At 41.2% G+C, this 17,786-nt stretch carries 14 protein-coding genes; 6 read left to right on the top strand and 8 right to left on the bottom strand.

Annotated features, from left to right (window positions below):
* Positions 1–19 precede the first annotated feature (19 nt).
* The gene (locus KXJ59_RS08160) at positions 20–1,528 is read left to right on the top strand and encodes a RagB/SusD family nutrient uptake outer membrane protein (RefSeq protein ID WP_295203033.1); all 1,509 of its coding nucleotides are present in this window, start codon (positions 20–22) and stop codon (positions 1,526–1,528) included.
* Positions 1,529–1,589: 61 nt separating this feature from the next.
* Here KXJ59_RS08160 and KXJ59_RS08155 read toward each other — a convergent pair whose 3' ends face one another.
* A complete protein-coding gene (locus KXJ59_RS08155; protein WP_295203031.1) occupies positions 1,590–2,735 on the bottom strand; it encodes a glycosyltransferase family 2 protein in 1,146 nt (381 codons plus the stop codon).
* A gap of 185 nt (positions 2,736–2,920) precedes the next feature.
* Here KXJ59_RS08155 and KXJ59_RS08150 point away from each other — a divergent pair, with 185 nt between their 5' ends.
* Positions 2,921–3,895, top strand: coding sequence for a Gfo/Idh/MocA family oxidoreductase (locus KXJ59_RS08150; protein ID WP_295203030.1), 975 nt, complete (start codon positions 2,921–2,923; stop codon positions 3,893–3,895).
* 3 nt (positions 3,896–3,898) lie between these two features.
* Complete coding sequence (locus KXJ59_RS08145) at positions 3,899–5,278, top strand: sugar transferase (RefSeq protein WP_295203028.1); 1,380 nt, start codon at positions 3,899–3,901, stop codon at positions 5,276–5,278.
* Between the two features lie 124 nt (positions 5,279–5,402).
* Here KXJ59_RS08145 and hisB read toward each other — a convergent pair whose 3' ends face one another.
* The 6 genes from hisB to hisG are packed head-to-tail and all read right to left on the bottom strand — an operon-like array spanning position 5,403 to position 11,538.
* Positions 5,403–6,533, bottom strand: a complete 1,131-nt coding sequence (gene hisB, locus KXJ59_RS08140; protein WP_295203027.1) for a bifunctional histidinol-phosphatase/imidazoleglycerol-phosphate dehydratase HisB — start codon at positions 6,531–6,533, stop codon at positions 5,403–5,405.
* A 5-nt stretch (positions 6,534–6,538) separates the two neighbouring features.
* Positions 6,539–6,967: a cytochrome c gene (locus KXJ59_RS08135; RefSeq protein ID WP_295203024.1), complete on the bottom strand. Its 429-nt coding sequence runs from the start codon at positions 6,965–6,967 to the stop codon at positions 6,539–6,541.
* A gap of 6 nt (positions 6,968–6,973) precedes the next feature.
* On the bottom strand, positions 6,974–8,263 hold the full coding sequence (locus KXJ59_RS08130; RefSeq protein ID WP_295203022.1) for a PQQ-dependent sugar dehydrogenase: 1,290 nt from the start codon (positions 8,261–8,263) through the stop codon (positions 6,974–6,976).
* A 47-nt stretch (positions 8,264–8,310) separates the two neighbouring features.
* Positions 8,311–9,372: a histidinol-phosphate transaminase gene (gene hisC, locus KXJ59_RS08125; RefSeq protein WP_295203019.1), complete on the bottom strand. Its 1,062-nt coding sequence runs from the start codon at positions 9,370–9,372 to the stop codon at positions 8,311–8,313.
* Between the two features lie 29 nt (positions 9,373–9,401).
* Positions 9,402–10,673 (bottom strand): histidinol dehydrogenase, encoded by a 1,272-nt coding sequence (gene hisD, locus KXJ59_RS08120; RefSeq protein WP_295203018.1) that lies wholly within the window; start codon positions 10,671–10,673, stop codon positions 9,402–9,404.
* Positions 10,674–10,683: 10 nt separating this feature from the next.
* The gene (gene hisG, locus KXJ59_RS08115) at positions 10,684–11,538 is read right to left on the bottom strand and encodes an ATP phosphoribosyltransferase (protein WP_295203015.1); all 855 of its coding nucleotides are present in this window, start codon (positions 11,536–11,538) and stop codon (positions 10,684–10,686) included.
* A gap of 247 nt (positions 11,539–11,785) precedes the next feature.
* Here hisG and KXJ59_RS08110 point away from each other — a divergent pair, with 247 nt between their 5' ends.
* Together KXJ59_RS08110 and KXJ59_RS08105 are read left to right on the top strand one after the other, a co-directional pair.
* Positions 11,786–12,559: a glycoside hydrolase family 16 protein gene (locus KXJ59_RS08110; RefSeq protein WP_295203014.1), complete on the top strand. Its 774-nt coding sequence runs from the start codon at positions 11,786–11,788 to the stop codon at positions 12,557–12,559.
* A gap of 121 nt (positions 12,560–12,680) precedes the next feature.
* Positions 12,681–15,095 carry a prolyl oligopeptidase family serine peptidase gene (locus tag KXJ59_RS08105; protein WP_295203012.1) on the top strand — a complete coding sequence of 805 codons (2,415 nt, stop codon included), beginning with the start codon at positions 12,681–12,683 and terminating at the stop codon, positions 15,093–15,095.
* 177 nt (positions 15,096–15,272) lie between these two features.
* On the opposite strand, the gene KXJ59_RS08100 is transcribed toward KXJ59_RS08105, so the two are convergent.
* A complete protein-coding gene (locus tag KXJ59_RS08100; RefSeq protein WP_295203009.1) occupies positions 15,273–16,478 on the bottom strand; it encodes a TlpA disulfide reductase family protein in 1,206 nt (401 codons plus the stop codon).
* Positions 16,479–16,654: 176 nt separating this feature from the next.
* Between KXJ59_RS08100 and KXJ59_RS08095 the strand changes: the two genes are divergently transcribed.
* Positions 16,655–17,779, top strand: a complete 1,125-nt coding sequence (locus tag KXJ59_RS08095; protein ID WP_295203006.1) for a lactonase family protein — start codon at positions 16,655–16,657, stop codon at positions 17,777–17,779.
* The last annotated feature ends 7 nt before the right edge of the window (positions 17,780–17,786 follow it).

The raw sequence follows: 17,786 nt of genomic DNA, 5'->3' as shown, positions 1-17,786 counted from the left end.
ACCAATCAAAATGCATAATATGTATAATAAGATCATAAAAAATACAATCGTCGCCTTTGCAGCATTTACATTGGTGCAGGGGTGTTCCAAAAAGGAAGTCATTGAACTGACTCCCGAATTTTCTCTGGATGCCTTGAGTAACCCTTCCAGCATGAAACAGGTGGAAGAAGTTTTAACAGGTGCATACGGAAGTTTAAGAGCAGCCGATTATTTCGGATCCGGTAGTGGTACCGGTTCTGGCTGGGCACTAATGCCGGATGTAATGAGCGACAACCTCTATGAGGTTTCTGCCGAAACACTGGCTAACTCAAGAGCAATGGCTGACTGGATTTTCAACTCATCAACCGGCCAGATTACAAGCTTGTATTCTGCTCCGTATAATACCATCGCACACGCGAATATTATCCTGAGAGATGTTGACAAATTTACCAATGCCAATAACCAGGGACAGTCTAACAGGATTAAAGGACAGGCTTACGCATTACGTGCCATGGCCCATTTCGATCTGTTCCGTTTTTTTGCGGTAAAATATGATCGCAGCAGTACTGCTGATCTGGCAATGCCTTATATCAAAGACTTCACCGTTTCTACTTCTGTAAAACCTGTTCGTAATAATAATAAAGATTACTACGATAACATTTTTGCAGATTTGAATCAGGCAGTTACTTTGTTAGGAAATGTAGATCAGGCGGTAAACCCTGCCAGCGGTTTAACCAGACCCTTCCTCGATCGTAATGCAGTATATGCATTATTGGCAAGGGTTAACCTCTATGCAGGTAACTGGGCTGATGCTGCAACTGCCGCTACCAACGCTCTGAATGGTCGTCCACTGGCTACCACACAGTCTGCATTTACCGGTATGTACAAACAAACAGACAGAGGAGAAATCATCTGGAACGTTCAGTTTGAAGCTGGTCAGTCTGGTCCTTCATTTATTGCTTTCTTTGCAACAAGTAACCGTAGTTATTTCAGACCTGCTCCAGAAGTAGCAACAGCAGCTGGAACTACCGGTTTAATTCAAAGTAATGACCTGCGTTATCAGGCTTACTTTACCAATGTACCTGCCGCGGGTAATCCTACTCCGAACCTTGCTATTACCAAGTACAGAGGTAAAGGAACACTTGTAGATGGTAATGCCAATTTCGTTGCACTGCGTAGTGGTGAAATGTACCTGATCCGTGCTGAAGCAAATGCCCGTTTGGGAGGAGCCAATGAAGTAACTGCATTGGCCGACCTGAATGCTTTGCGTGCTGCACGTATCACTGGTTATACACCAGTAGTGTTAACCGGTACTGCACTGATTAACGCCATTGCTGATGAGAGAAGAAGAGAAATGTTTGGTGAAGGCCATCGTTTCTTCGACCTGAAGCGTACTACGCGTATTATTCAGCGTGGTTCAATTTGCGGAACGCCAACCTCATCTGCCGGTAACTGCACACTTGCAGCTACTGCAAGAGAATGGGCACTGCCAATTCCTGAAAGTGTACTGGGTGCCAATAAAAACCTGGTTCAGAATCCTGGATACTAATTCAGATTTCGATCTTAAGAATAAAAAACTCCCTGCCTCGGCGGGGAGTTTTTTTATGTACTTAACTTCGCTTAACCCGAACCCATAAAACAAATGACTTACCCATTATGTATTGACTGGTTCCTGCAATAATGGCCGCATTAGCCATAACAAAATAAAAAGGAAAGAAAAACACGCCTGGCAATCCTCTGTACCTGCTAAAAAACCACCCCGCTACTGCCCAGCAATAAAAAAAGAATTGAGCAATACAGATAATCAGTATCCAGCGGTCATCGGTCTGAAATACTTGTAAAGACCCGATCAGCAATAATCCAACCAATGAATAAGGTACAATGAGCCATCGAAATAATTTCCGGCTCATGAACTGAAATGCAGCTAAAGGCTGGTTACTAAAAAACTTCAGCATTTTCATTCGCCCTAAAAACTGTATACTGCCGGCAGCGATCCTCAGTTTCCTTTTCCATTCATCTACTACTGTTTCCGACATCTTCTCTGTGCCATATGCAAGCGGTTCATACACCACCCTTTTGCCGTTCGCAATTACGCGCATGGTAATGAGCAAGTCTTCACAAACAGTATCTGGCGGTATTGGTTGTACTAATTCCCGTCGAATTGCATATAATTCACCGGCGGCACCAGTGACTGAAAAATTTTTTGAATCCCATTGTCTGAGCTTCGACTCATACTTCCAATAAAATCCTTCCGCTACAGTACCCCCACTTCCCTTTTCTGTTATTATTCGTTTCTCTCCTGCAACTGCACCAATTAAAGGGTCCTCAAAATGCTTAACCAATTCAACGAGTGCATCTTTATTGAGCATGGTGTTAGCATCTGTACATACAACAATAGCTGATTCAATTTTTCCGATGGCACTATTCAGCGCAGCAGCTTTCCCTTTCCGTTCAGGATTATGTATGAGTATCGCTCTTCCATCGGCAGTAACTGCAAGATCGGTACCATCAGTTGATCCATCTGTCAACACTATTACCTGTAATAAATTCCGAGGATATTCCAATGCATATGTGTTGTTCAGTTTTTGCCTGATATAATCTATCTCGTTATAAGCCGCAATCAGCACAGTTACAGAGGGATAAAATGGAGGATGCTTTTTTTCAGTTTTAAAACGACTGATCAAAAAAGACAAACAGGGGTATATAACATAAGGGTATGCAATAACTACCAATAAACTATAGATAACCACATTCATTATTGACCAGGTTAAGGATAATATCCGGGTTCAAGTATCTGTACCGGGCGTCTACAATATTAAGTAAGATTTCAGGAGCAGGGAAGAAAGGGCTGTTTTGCCGGACAGGATATCCACATAAGACAATTTACTAGCTTTCGGGGGCGGCTATTATTTATCTTTACCCATTAAATACCTGTATTGCTATGCTTAAAGTAGGCGTTTTTGGAGTTGGACACCTGGGTAAGTTTCACCTGAATAACTGGAAAGAAATAAAAGACGTGAAACTCGTTGGCTTTTTTGACCCCAACAACGATAATGCCCGTATTGCAGTGGATGAATATGGCGTGAAAAGATTTTCAGACGAAGAAAAACTAATGGATGCCTGTGATATTATTGATGTCATTACTCCTACTGATCATCATTTTGATATTTGTATGATGGCCATCCGTAAAGGCAAACATGTTTTTGTTGAAAAACCACTGGCCCATACCATTCAGGAAGGAAGAGACCTGGTAAACATGGTTCGTGAAGCAAATGTAAAAATGCAGGTAGGGCATGTGGAAAGATTTAACCCCGCATACCTCGCCATTCAGGAAATGAACCTGAACCCCATGTTTATTGAGGTGCACAGGCTGGCACAATTTAATCCGAGAGGTACCGAAGTAAGCGTGATACTCGACCTGATGATTCATGATATCGACATTATTCTGAGCCTGGTGAAAAGTGATGTAAAAAATATTTCTGCCAGCGGAGTAGCCGTAATGACCGAAACGCCTGATATTGCGAATGTGCGTATAGAATTCAATAATGGCTGTGTAGCTAATCTTACCAGCAGCCGGATCAGCATGAAAAAAATGCGGAAAATGCGTCTGTTTCAGAAAGACGCATATATTGGCATTGATTTCCTGGAGAAAAAAACAGAGATCATCAAACTCAAACAACCTGATGACCAGAATGTGTTTTCTTTTGATATTGATACCCAAAACGGAAAGAAAACCATCGCCATTGCCAATCCCATCATTCCACAAGCTAATGCCATTAAACTGGAACTCGAATCATTTGTAGACGCCATTCTTAACAACAAACCAACTGTAGTAAGCGAGATCGACGGTTTTCTGGCAATGGAAGTAGCACATCAGATATTGGACAAAATCAATAATACCAGTATCCTGGTGTAACACATGCAAGGCAAAAAGAAACAGATCAGTTGGTATATCTTTTCCGACTACTTTTTTGCCATAACAGGTTATCTGTTGTTTTTTTATCTGCTTTACCCCGACTCAACAGCCTGGCCTTTTCAAGCTACTATATTAGGCTGTCTGACTACTGCTTTTGTATGGCTGCTTGTTTTTGGGCTATCGGGTACTTACCAGAAATCATTATACGAGAAATCAAGGCTGAATGAAATAACCGAAACCTTTATCCAGACTGCGATTGGCAGCCTTGCGATCACCTTGTTTTTTTTCGGGGGGCGCCCTGATTTTTTCAACTTCTTTATTCTTTTCTTCTTCCTTCATTTTATACTTTTTGCCATCGACAGAAGCATTGTTCTGCTTCTCATCAAAAGATCTATTCTAAATGGTCAAATTCGTTTCAATACAATCATAATCGGTAATAATAAAGAAGCTGTAAAAGTGTATCATGAAGTAATCAAGAACTTCAAATACCTTGGAATGCAGGTAGTAGGTTTTGTTACACATGAAATAAAAACGAGTAATGGTTTAAGTAAATGGATTCCCCGATTGGGATCAACAGAAGAATTAAACAGTATCATACAACATTATCAGGTAGAAAAAGTGATACTCGCTTTAGAGAAAAAAGATCATGCATTAATAGACGAACTCGTTTATATACTGACTGAAAAAGATGTTGACATAAAACTGGTGGCAGATACGCTTGATATCGTTTCTGGCTCTGTAAAAACCAACAATATATTCACCGCTTCTTTAATCGATTTACGTACCAGCCCACTTAGTGCATGGCAGCAAAATATCAAACGAATCACTGATATTCTTGTTGCTGTAACCGGGTTATTATTATTATCACCATTGCTTTTGTTTATTGCCATCCGTACCAGGCTTTCATCAGTCGGCCCTGTTATTTATGCGCAGGAAAGAGTAGGATACAAGGGTCGCCCATTTATTATTTATAAATTCAGAAGCATGGTTGCAGATGCTGAAAAAAATGGACCCGCTCTCTCAAGTGATCATGATACACGTATTACTGCCTGGGGTAAAATCATGCGTAAATGGCGACTCGATGAATTACCACAGCTTTGGAATATACTTACCGGTGATATGAGTCTGATTGGTCCAAGACCTGAAAGAAAAGTTTATATTGATCAGATTTTGCAACAAACACCTTATTACCGTTATCTGCTAAAAGTAAAACCCGGACTTACTTCCTGGGGAATGGTACAATTTGGTTATGCGAGTAATATTGAAGAAATGATCCAGCGCATGAAATATGATCTCATTTATATTGAAAATGCATCCCTCCTCCTCGACTTCAAAATCATGATGCATACTTTACGTATCATACTATCCGGAAAAGGAAAATAAATTACCCTGCGAAACCTCCATTATCTATTGTTCTCTGCGGTGACTATTCGAATAAGTTCACCGCAGAGAACAAGAGAGCACAGAGGTTTCGCAGAGTCGTTTAAATATACAAGCGTATAACTGGCTATAACAACCCTTTGGTTGAAGGTAAATGATTGGAGAAAGGATCTCGTCTTACGGCCATTCGGATGGCTTTGGCGAAAGCTTTGAAAATGGCTTCAATTTTATGGTGTTCATTTTCTCCTCTACATTCAATATTCAGGTTGCATTTAGCAGCATCGCTGAATGATTTAAAGAAATGAAAAAACATTTCAGTTGGCATTTCACCAATTTTTTCTCTTTTAAACTCAGCATCCCATACGATCCAGTTCCGACCACCAAAATCAATCAACACTTTTGCCTCAGCTTCATCCATCGGCAAAGCAAAACCATAACGTTCCATACCTCGCTTGTCGATCAATGCTTTTGCAAATGCTTCTCCCAGTGCAATACCTGTATCTTCAATGGTATGATGTTCGTCAATATGCAGATCTCCTTTTGTTTCAATAGATAAATCAATCTGTCCATGTCTTGCAATCTGATCAAGCATATGATCAAAGAAACCAATACCGGTATGAATAGACGATACACCAGTACCATCAAGGTTAAGGTTAACACTAATCTTTGTTTCATTCGTATTACGCTCATGCTGCACTTTACGCAAACCAAGTTTCAAGAACGAATAGATTGCTTTCCAATTATCTGTTTCCAAAGCAATGGTCGAACGCAATTGCGCTTCCTGTTCTGCTGTAAGCGAATGCAGAGGTGATTTTAAATAGATGGCTTTACATCCGAGGTTTTTAGCCAATTGTATATCGCTCCATCTGTCGCCAATAACATAAGAATGGGTGAGATCGAATTTCGATTCATCAAAAAAATGTTGCAGCAGGGCTGTACCGGGCTTACGTGTAGGTTGATTGTCTGCTGCAAAACTGCGATCAATGATCATTTCATCAAACACAAAACCCTCACCTTCCAGTGTTCGGATCATGAGATCATGATATGGATAGAAATCTTTTTCAGGATAACTCGTTGTTCCCAATCCATCCTGGTTAGTTACCATTACTTTATAATAATCAAAGGAGGCTGCGATCTGCGACAATGCTGTAATACTGCCTTTTACAAAAGCAGTCTTCCCAATATCATCAATCTGAAAATCCTGTGGTGGTTCCTGCAACACTACTCCGTCGCGGTCTATAAATAATACTGGCTTCATTGCTTTTACTTGATTTTTGCCCGGGCAGCTTTTACTTCTGCTACAGTTACTGCATTTGCTTTATTGCTCCAGCTGTTCCTGATATAATTTAATACATCAGTAATCTGCATATCGGTAAGGTCGGGATTGGCCGACATATTATTATCGTAATACTCCCCATCTAACTCTACCCTTTCCGTCATTCCTTTAATAATAACCCTGACCAGGTAGACTTTATCATTACCCTTTACTTTAGAAGCTGCATCAAGTGGTGGATTCAGTCTTGGAACACCCCCGCCATCTGCCTGATGACAGGCCATACATCTTTGCAGATAAATTGTTTTACCTCTCTCTATAGAAGCTTTCAATGGGGCTTGTACAACAGTTGCTTTTTCTTCTGGTAATACAAAAGCTGTAGTAGTCAATAAAATTGTAACGATATAAACAAACTTCATCTTTCTTTATTTAGACGGATAGCTGATTTTATAAATGGTTCCTTTTACATCATCAGATACATACAAAGAACCATCCGGCCCTTGTGTAAGTCCGCAGGGTCTGTGTTGTGCCTCTCTTGGATTTTTCACTACACCTGTACCCGAAAATCCATCTGCAAACACTTCCCATTTACCACTGGGTTTACCATCTTTAAAAGGAACAAATACTACATAGTAACCTTCCTGTGGCAAAGGAGAACGGTTCCACGAGCCATGAAATGCAATAAATGCACCCTGTCTGTATTTTTCAGGAAACTGGTTGCCGGTATAAAACAACAGGGCATTGGGTCCCATATGTGCCGGGAAAGCCACAATCGGATCGATGGCATTTTCACCACCTGTTTTCTTTCCATCACCACCATATTCCGGCGCCAGTATTTTCTTTTGCTGAAAATGATCATAATAAACATAGGGCCATCCTGCATTATCACCTTTATTGATGGCATACATAGTTTCTGAAGGAAGCTCCGCACTTACAGTGGTATCAAACATATCGGGATACAAAGTGTACAGCATATCGCGACCATGCATGGTAACATATAATTTCTTCTGTTGCTGGTTCCAGTCAAGTCCCACTACATTTCTTAACCCGGTGGCATAACGTACCCCATTATGATAACTCTGGTCTGCGAGATCTACTTTAAACTGCCAGATACCACCTGCTGAATCCAGTATCGGACATGGATTCATTCCTTTGGAACCTTTTGTTCTGTCTGTTTCCTGACATGAATTAGAAGGAGCTCCAATATTTACATAAATATTCCCGGCATCATCCAAGGCCAATGACTTAGAAGCATGCTGACGTTTATCCCACAAACCTTTTACAATACGTTGCGGGTTTTCGGTGTCGATTACATTTCCTTTATCATCCAATTTATACCTGAACACATCCTGATCAGATGACGCATAGAGATAACCGTTTTTAATAGCGATACCTGTTCCATAATAATTCGCAAATGTTTTATTGATTTCCATTTTACCATCACCGTCTGCATCTTTCAGGTAAACAATACCTTTCCCTTCTTTCAAGCGTTCCAGTTTTACATATATGCCCCCCTGCTCAGTAGCCACAATATGCCTGGCCCTGCCAAGGTTATCTGCAACAATAGATGCTGAAAAACCACTGGGTGTTTTTAAACCGGCATTTACAGGATCAGCTACTAATTTTTTTGGAGTAGTGTTAGTAGAATCATTTGCTGCAACAAGATTAACCACAGCACAAAAGATGGCGAAAGAAAATAGAAGCCTTTTTTTCATATACGATTGAATTTGGAATAAAATTACAAATGAAAACACAGATTTACTCAGTTTGTCGGTGAAGAGTACCATTCCTGCATGGCATCCACCAAATCGGTGTTCTCTTTTTCTGTACCGATGGTGATTCTCAGACAGTTTTCACACAATTCAACATTACTCCTGTCTCTCAACACAATGCCCTTAGTCAGTAAAAATTCATATATTTTTCTGGCTTCTGCAATTTTAACCAGTATAAAATTCGCGTCCGATGGATACACTTTCTCAACCGTAGGCATCGATTCAAATACCTCAGTCAGCGCAATGCGCATATCTACCAGTATTTTAATCATATCATTCACCTGCCCTACTTCCTCAAGTGCCTTCAGTACAAGTTCCTGTGTTGACTGGTTGATATTATAAGGTGGTTTTACCTTATTCATCACTTCAATAACCGATTGCGATGCAAATGCCATTCCCAAACGAAGTCCAGCAAGTCCCCATGCTTTACTCAATGTTTGCAGCACAACAAGATTCGGGTATTCTGTAAGTTCCTGTACAAATGATTTTTGTTGGGCAAAATTGATATAGGCTTCATCAATTACCACAATACCTTTAAAGTTATTCAACACCATTTCAATATCTGCCCGTTGCAAGGAATTACCGGTTGGATTATTGGGTGAACAGAGCCAGATGATTTTAGTATTGTCATCTGTCAGGTTTTCCATATGAACCAGATCGAGCTGGAAATCGGGCAGCAGCGGGGCTTTACGTATGTCAACATCATTGATATTAGCGCTTACTTCATACATACCATAAGTAGGCGGGCAGATGATTACATTATCTTTCCCGGGTTCACAAAAACAGCGAAACAGTATATCAATACATTCATCACTTCCATTACCCAGAAAAATATGTTCGGCGCCGATACCCTTAATTTTACTCAATTGCTGTTTTACTGCCTGCTGATGAGGATCAGGATATCGGTTATACCATTTTGTAAGTGGCGACCCTAAACTATTCTCATTGGCATCTAAAAACACTTTTGCCTCCCCGCTGAATTCATCACGGGCCGAAGAATAAGGCTTCAGATTTTTGATATTGTTTCTGATTAATTGTTCCAGGTTAAACATATAATAACTCTCTTATAATGTGATTCAATCTATTGTCTGATGAGTACAGCATTCTTATGTGCATCAAGTCCTTCCGCTGCAGCCATAATAACAACAGTGGGTGCAATTGATGCCAGTCCTTCTTTCGACAGTTTCTGATAAGTAATCTTTTTTACAAAAGAATCAACACTTACACCACTATACGCTCTTGCAAATCCATTGGTTGGCAGGGTATGATTGGTACCACTGGCATAATCGCCCACACTCTCCGGTGAATAATTACCCAGGAACACAGAGCCTGCATTGATAATTTTTTCAGCTATCTGCTCATCGTCTTCGCAGGAAAGAATCAGGTGTTCTGCCGCATATTGATTTACAAGATCAATTGCTTCATTCTTATCCTTTACAATAATAGCTTTGCTGTTAGTAAGTGCTTTAGCGGCTATTTCTTTTCTGGATAATTGTGCCAATTGTACATCCAACGCTTCTATTACTTTATCAACCAGTATTGCATCTGTACTCACTAATAACACCTGGCTGTCTGTTCCATGTTCTGCCTGGCTCAACAAATCGGCTGCAACAAAAGCAGGATTGGCTGTATCATCTGCCATTACACAAACTTCACTGGGGCCTGCAGGCATATCAATGGCGATACCATCCTGCTGGGCCAGCTGTTTGGCGCAGGTTACATATTGATTGCCCGGACCAAATATTTTATACACTTTAGGAACAGATTCGGTACCGTAGGTCATGGCGGCGATAGCCTGCACACCGCCGATAGTAAAAATGCGGGTGATGCCTACCAGATTCGCGGCATATACTATGGCAGGATGCAGTTTCCCGTTTTTATCGGGTGGTGAACATAAAATTACTTCTTTACAACCTGCAATCTGTGCCGGTATACCAAGCATGAGGATGGTTGAAAACAAAGGTGCTGTTCCACCCGGAATATACAGACCTACTTTTTCAATACCTACGGCTTTTCTCCAGCAACGAACCCCTTTCATGGTTTCAACTATTTCAACCGGTGTTTTTTGTTGCTCATGAAAGATGCGGATATTATGTGCAGCTTGCTTGATGGCGCGTTTTAAATCGTCAGGAACCAGTTGAATCGTTTCATTGATAAGCGCTTCTGTCATTTCCAAAGTTTCCAGCTGAACACCATCAAACTGTCTGGTAAATTGCATTACAGCTTTATCACCATCCTGTTTAACCACATCCATTACAGCTTTCACCTGCTGTTGTAAAGTAGCCGTATCTATAACCGGTCTTTGCAGCAGTTCATTCCATTGTGAGCGGGAAGGATATTCAATTCGTTTCATACATTGTAGATTAGACGATCATTTTTTCAATAGGTACCACTAATATTCCCTGTGCGCCTGCTGCTTTGAGTTGTTCAATGATATCCCAGAAATCATTTTCATTCAGTACGCTGTGTACACTGCTCCAACCCGGATCGGCCAGCGGCAATACAGTCGGGCTTTTCATACCGGGCAGCAATGCAATAATTTCTTTCAGTTTATCATTGGGTGCATTCAACAGAATGTATTTATTGTTCTTTGCTTTTTTTACCGACTGTATACGGAATAACAGACGGTCGATCAGCTGAACTTTAACAGGATCCAGCTCATTATTACGTATAAGAACGGCCTGCGACTGCAGGATGGTTTCTGCTTCCTGCAATCCATTCATGAACAAGGTAGAACCACTGCTTACAAGGTCGCAGATAGCATCGGCCAAACCAATACCGGGAGCAATTTCCACGCTGCCGCTGATTTCATGAATCTCTGCATTTACTCCTTTTTCGCGGAGAAAAGATTCAACAATTACCGGATAGCTGGTAGCAATTCTTTTGCCTTCGAGGAAGGAAGCATCTGTATATTGTTCACCTCTGCGAACGGCCATACTTAGTCTGCATTTACCAAAACCCAGTTTTTCTACTACAGTGAGTTTCTTCTTTTTTTCGTACACCACATTCTCACCCACAAATCCAATATCGGCCACGGCATCTTCCACATACTGCGGAATATCATCATCCCTTAAAAAATAAACTTCGAGCGGAAAATTGGATGCTTCTGCTTTCAGTTTGTTTACGCCATTGCTGATATCGATACCACATTCCTTCAACAAACGAATGGAATCATCGTGCAAACGGCCGCTTTTCTGGATTGCTAATTTTAATTTCATAGTTCTGCGTTAAAATAAAAAAGGCCTACCTGTTGGTAAGCCTTTTAATGTTTATGATCAGCACATAACACCAACAGCCTACCCTCTGGGTAAGAAATGATGATGGTGGATATGTGCGAATTGTTTCATGAGATGGCAAAAATACAGTCAACTGTGGTTATGCGCAAATTTTTTTCACCCGATCATCCAATACAGGTACAGAACTACCTGAGATTACCTAACTTTCATCTCCCCAAACTGCGAATACATGAGAAGATTATTCCTTTCCCTGATTTCCCTGTTTGTCATAGCTATGGCCAATGCCCAACAGAAAAAACTGGTCTGGAGCGATGAATTTTCGGTTAATGGCTTACCCGATTCTGCCAAATGGAACTATGATGTGGGCGGACATGGCTGGGGTAATAATGAATTACAATACTATACATCAAAGAATACACGCAACGCAAGGGTGGAAAAAGGCTTTCTCATTATTGAGGCTCATAAAGAACAAACAGGTGATAATAAATACAGTTCTGCAAGATTAGTAACCAAGGGCAAGGGCGACTGGACCTATGGCCGCATAGAAGTACGCGCCAAACTACCCAAAGGTGTTGGCACCTGGCCCGCCATCTGGATGCTGGCCAGTACCCCGAAAATTACCTGGCCCGATGATGGTGAAATAGATATCATGGAACATGTGGGGTATAACCAGGGAACCATTCATGCCTCGGCGCATACCAAAAAATATTTCCACAGCATCGGCACCCAAAAAACAGGAACTGTATCTGTTCCCGACTGCAGTGAAACATTTCATGTATACATGTTAGAGTGGGATAAAGAAACCATTAAAATGTTTGTAGACAAGAAACCTTATTTCACTTTTAAAAACGAACATACCGGTAACGAGGCCTGGCCCTTTGACAAACCTTTTCATTTATTGCTCAATATTGCAGTGGGCGGTTCCTGGGGCGGGCAAAAAGGCGTAGATGAAAAAGTGTACCCGCAACAGATGATTGTTGATTATGTAAGAGTTTATCAATGAAGACCGGAAGACGGGAAGACCGAAAGTCCGAAAGATGATCGCTTCATTTAAAATTTCTTTCGGTCTTTCCGACTTCCGGATTTTCGGACTAATATAAAACCACCAACTAAAATAGAACGCTATGAAAAAATGGTTCTTCGGATTGTTGATACTGGGTTTCAGCTTTACTGCTGCATATGCCCAGGACGACAATACCTATCGTACACCTGCTAAAGAAGTAATGGAACTGCTGCTGGCCAAACCAACACCTTCTGTAAGCATTGATGGAAAAGCAGAATGGATGCTGCTCAGTGAACGCAACAGTTATCCAACGGTTGAAGAATTGGGTCAGCCTGAATTACGTGTTGCGGGCTTACGTATCAACCCGAATAATTTTTCTCCGAGCAGACAGAACTTCATCAACAATTTCACCCTGCAGAATATTAAATCGGGGCAGAGTTCACAGGTAAGTGGCTTACCCGCCAATTTACTGGCAGGTGGTGTGAGCTGGAATCCTTCAGAAACAAAAATTGCCTTTACACATACAACCGGTTCACGTGTTGACTTGTATATTATTGATATTGCTACCAAAAAAGCTGCAAAAATTAATAAACAGGCATTGAATACCGTATTAGGAACTTCTTACACCTGGGTGGATGATAATACCATCATCTACAAAGCCGCTACACAATCTGCGGCCAATGCACCCAAAAGACCGATTACACCAAAGGGTCCAACCATTCAGCAGAACCTGGGTAAAGCAGCCCCTAGCCCTACTTACCAGGATCTGATTAAATCGCCTTTTGATGAACAGTTGTTTGAGTTTTATGCCATGGGCCAACTCATTCAAAACAAAAATGGAGTGGAAACAGTGTTGGGCAAACCCGGTATTGTTTCAACTTTCAGTTTATCGCCCGATAAAAAATACATGATGGTGAGAACCATCCGTAAACCTTTCTCTTACTTAGTTACTGCGAATGGGTTTCCCTCTACCATCACTATCAATGACCTAAGTGGTAAAGTAGTGAAGGTATTGGCTGAATTGCCTTCTTCTGAAGGAACTCCTTCCGGCTACGATAACACACAAAACGTACCCAGAAGTTTCGACTGGCGCGATGATGAAGCGGCTACCATTACCTGGGCCATGCCTCTGGATAGTGGTCTGATTAAAAAACAGGTAGAATACCATGATGCCGTATATGCATTAAGCGCACCTTTTACCGGTGAAGCCAAAGAACTGTTCAAAACCAAAACACGTTATGGTGGCACTACATGGGGTAACGAAAACCTCGCCTTGGTGCAGGAAGTATTAAGATCAAAACAAACCATCCGTGTAAGCAGGTATAACAGTAGCACCGGTTCATTTGAATTACTGATTGAAAGAAACCAGACCGATGCGTATAATAATCCGGGTTCTCCTGTTTTAACACGCAACAAATTTGGCAGACCTGTTATTCAAACTACTGATAACGGAACGAAAATTTTAATGAACAATACCACAGGTGCTTCTGCCAAAGGTGATCTTCCTTTTCTTGCCAAGTTTGATCTTGCCAGCAAAAAGAATGAAATCATCTGGCGTTGTCAGGAAGGGGTGTATGAAACAGTGAATGAAGTGCTGGATGCCGATAAACTGGTTTTATTGACCAGGAGAGAATCGCAGACAGATGTACCTAACTATTTTATTAAAAACCTGGTGCTTCGTATTGCCGATAAAGCCATTACTCAATTCAGCAATCCATATCCGCAACTGGAGGGGGTGAAGAAAGAAAAAGTAAAATACAAAAGAGCCGATGGTGTTGACCTTACCGGTGATTTATACCTGCCCAAAGGATATAACAAAGATAAAGACGGCCCCTTACCACTTATAATCTGGGCCTACCCAAGAGAATTCAACAGTGCCGCTGATGCTGCACAGATTCGTGGAAGTCAATACCGTTTTACCACACTGAGTTGGGGCTCTCCCATCTATTATGTAACACAAGGTTACGCAGTGCTTGATAATGCAGAAATGCCCATCGTTGCAGCTTCGGCCGACAAAAAACCGAACGACAATTTTGTCGCTCAGTTAAAGATGAATGCAGAAGCCGCTATCGGTCATTTATCTGGTCTGGGTATTGCAGATAAAAACCGTGTAGGTGTGGGTGGACATAGCTACGGCGCTTTTATGACGGCTAACCTACTGGCTCATACCAATCTGTTTAAAGCAGGTGTGGCAAGAAGTGGTGCTTATAACCGTACCCTTACGCCATTTGGTTTCCAGAATGAGGATCGTACTTACTGGCAGGCACCGCAATTGTATTATGAGATGAGTCCGTTTAGTTATGCGGATAAAATTAAAACGCCGATCCTCTTAATTCATGGCGATAGTGACGATAATACAGGCACCTATCCCATCAACAGCGAACGTTTATATGCGGCCATCAAAGGTCATGGCGGCACCGTTCGTTTTGTGTTCCTGCCATATGAAGCACATGGCTATCGTGGAAAGGAAAATGTATTGCATACTTTGTTTGAACAACAGCAGTGGTTGGATAAGTATGTGAAGGGAGCTAAATAAAATTTAGTTTATTACAAAAAAAGCCATCCCGTTTGTGGATGGCTTTTTTTGTAGATTAAAGAGAACGCAGATGGTCATGATTATTATGATGGATCATGAAAAATCATAATAACCATGACCATCCGTGTTCCATTCCCTTTACATCAGATATCCGATATCAGAGATCTGACATCAAAGCTATTGCTTCAACAACCCTTCCACCGTTTCTTCAAACTCTTTCTTCAACGCTTCATGTCGCTTTCCTGTTCCGGGTCCTTCAAAACCAGCGTGTATTCTGGCTACTTTACCGTTTTTACCAATAAAGATGGTAGATGGAAAGGACTTAATTTTGGTGAGCTGCGGTAATGTTTTTTCTGTTCTCAATGTATCTGATACTGTTACCCCTGTAACCAGCATCGGGTATTGCACATCAAATCTTTTCTGGAATTTTTTTACACTGTTCGCTGCCAGGTTAAAATCTTCATAGTATTCATAGGCCAGCGCTACAATTTCTACACCCCTGTCTTTATTCTTTTTATAAAATGTACTCAGGAAGGCTGTTTCATCCATACAATTGGGGCACCATGATCCCATGATCTGAACAATAACTACCTTATTCTTAAATCTTTCATCTGTAATAGCAACCCGTTTCCCATCAAGGTCAGGAAAACTGAAATCGAGTTTTTCTTCCCCTTCTTTCAGGTACATGGCTGCTACATCGGGTAAACTTGCTGTGTCGTTCTTCACTGCTTCCCAGGGCTCGGTACTTGTGGCGCCGGAATAATAAAATCCTTTACCGATGGAATTATCGCTATTGATATATGCTTTAAAGAAATAGGCATGACTACCGTCAAACGTAGATAGTTTTAAAGAATCACCATCTACCACTCCTTTTAAATAACGATAATCACCTGTAGGTGTAATAAAAGTTCCGGAGAGATCATTGTCTTTTTGCACAAACTCGGCAATGGCAGGTCGGGGTGAACCATCTGCCCTGAAAAACTTCACTGACCATTTACCCGAAATATTATTACCGGCTTTTTGTTTTGTACTAAATCTTTCTTTTGTACCAGATACAGCCTCAAATGGCATATCAATAAAGCCAGCCGATCCCGCTTTGGTCCAGGTACCTATTAATTTATTAGTACCGTGTTTTATCAGTTTGAATGAGGATTCAAAAACAGGCATATGCACCAGAATGGAATCGCCATTGAGCAATATATCTGTTACTTCAATTTTCTCTTCCCCATTTTTAATCACCCAGCTAAGTGAATCATTCTTCTGCCTTACTTCAAAATTGAATACAATATGATTCCCATCTTCACGCAACAGTTTGCCCTGCCACTCTCCTGTTTCCAATGATGTTGTAGGTCCGCCTGTACAGGCTGCAAATAGAACTGACATTAATGGTAGTATTTTTTTCATAGAAAAAATTTGGTTGGCGAAGGTAAAGATAGTCTACTAAAAAAGTATGCTAATATTCATAATAAACATATCCGTACAGCCAATCGGTTTATTTCATAAAATAAAGTTAAACAGGAATGCAACGCAATCTTTATCTTAGAGCAAACCCGGCTTTTATGAAACACCTGATTGCTGTTTTGTTCTGCCTGTTCAGCATTGGCTTGCTGGCACAGGATCATTATCTCTTTGTTGGTACTTATACTTCGGGTAAGAGCAAGGGCATTTATGTATTCCGTTTTAATTCACAAAATGGTGAAGTACAATGGGTAAGCAGTACCGATAGTGCCACCAATCCTTCTTTTATTTCTTTATCGCCCGATGGCACCAAACTCTACGCAGTAAATGAAACGGGTGGCGAACAACCCGGCTATGTAAGTGCGTATGATTTTGATCAGGCCACAGGTCAGTTATATTTTATCAATGCACAACCCAGTGGCGGTGATCATCCCTGTTTTGTAACGGTTGATAAAACCGGGAAATGGGTGGTGGTTGGTAATTATACAGGAGGTAATCTTTCAGCTTTGCCAGTTAATAAAGAAGGTGGATTAGAACATTACGCACAACTGATTCAACATACAGGCAGCAGTGTAAACAAAAGCAGGCAGGACAAACCCCATGTTCATGCTACTTTCTTTTCACCTGATGGCAAATACATACTGGCCCCTGATCTGGGTACCGATAAAGTGATGTTATACCAGTTTAATCCCTTGCTCAAAAAGCCACTAAAACCTGCAGCCATGCCCTTTGCGGCTTCTGCCCCGGGTAGTGGGCCAAGACATCTCGACTTTCATCCCAACCAACGTTTTGTATATGTGCTGGAAGAATTAACAGGTACCATTAAAGCATACCGCTACAACAATGGGTTTATGACGGGTATTCAAAATATTGCTACACATCCCGCCGACTATAAGGGTCAGCCGGGTAGTGCGGATATACATGTATCGCCCGACGGAAAATTCTTATACGCTTCCAATCGCGGAGATGAAAATAATCTCGCCATTTTTTCCATTGATCAGATAACCGGAAAACTAACGGCTAAAGGCTACCAGCCTATACCGGGGGCAGGACCGAGAAATTTTATCATTGCACCCAATGGCAATTTTATACTGGTGGCCAACCAGAAAACCAACAATATTGTCATCTACCGTGTAAACAAGGAAACAGGCTTATTACAACAAATGCTCAGACAGGTTGAAGTTCCCAGCCCCGTTTGTTTGAAACTGATTGCTGCACAACAATAAAACGCTT

Source organism: Sediminibacterium sp., assembly GCF_019264485.1.
Classification (GTDB): domain Bacteria; phylum Bacteroidota; class Bacteroidia; order Chitinophagales; family Chitinophagaceae; genus Sediminibacterium.
The sequence above is the reverse complement of the archived record's forward strand: the minus strand, read 5'-3'. Positions and strand labels throughout refer to the sequence as shown.

Coding starts and splice junctions, on each gene's coding strand:
- KXJ59_RS08130 (WP_295203022.1), bottom strand. CDS start 8,263: ATGAAAAAAAGGCTTCTATTTTCTTTCGCCATCTTTTGTGCTGTGGTT.
- KXJ59_RS08150 (WP_295203030.1), top strand. CDS start 2,921: ATGCTTAAAGTAGGCGTTTTTGGAGTTGGACACCTGGGTAAGTTTCAC.
- KXJ59_RS08095 (WP_295203006.1), top strand. CDS start 16,655: ATGAAACACCTGATTGCTGTTTTGTTCTGCCTGTTCAGCATTGGCTTG.
- KXJ59_RS08110 (WP_295203014.1), top strand. CDS start 11,786: ATGAGAAGATTATTCCTTTCCCTGATTTCCCTGTTTGTCATAGCTATG.
- KXJ59_RS08135 (WP_295203024.1), bottom strand. CDS start 6,967: ATGAAGTTTGTTTATATCGTTACAATTTTATTGACTACTACAGCTTTT.
- KXJ59_RS08160 (WP_295203033.1), top strand. CDS start 20: ATGTATAATAAGATCATAAAAAATACAATCGTCGCCTTTGCAGCATTT.
- KXJ59_RS08100 (WP_295203009.1), bottom strand. CDS start 16,478: ATGTCAGTTCTATTTGCAGCCTGTACAGGCGGACCTACAACATCATTG.
- KXJ59_RS08105 (WP_295203012.1), top strand. CDS start 12,681: ATGAAAAAATGGTTCTTCGGATTGTTGATACTGGGTTTCAGCTTTACT.
- KXJ59_RS08155 (WP_295203031.1), bottom strand. CDS start 2,735: ATGAATGTGGTTATCTATAGTTTATTGGTAGTTATTGCATACCCTTAT.
- hisC (WP_295203019.1), bottom strand. CDS start 9,372: ATGTTTAACCTGGAACAATTAATCAGAAACAATATCAAAAATCTGAAG.
- hisB (WP_295203027.1), bottom strand. CDS start 6,533: ATGAAGCCAGTATTATTTATAGACCGCGACGGAGTAGTGTTGCAGGAA.
- hisG (WP_295203015.1), bottom strand. CDS start 11,538: ATGAAATTAAAATTAGCAATCCAGAAAAGCGGCCGTTTGCACGATGAT.
- KXJ59_RS08145 (WP_295203028.1), top strand. CDS start 3,899: ATGCAAGGCAAAAAGAAACAGATCAGTTGGTATATCTTTTCCGACTAC.
- hisD (WP_295203018.1), bottom strand. CDS start 10,673: ATGAAACGAATTGAATATCCTTCCCGCTCACAATGGAATGAACTGCTG.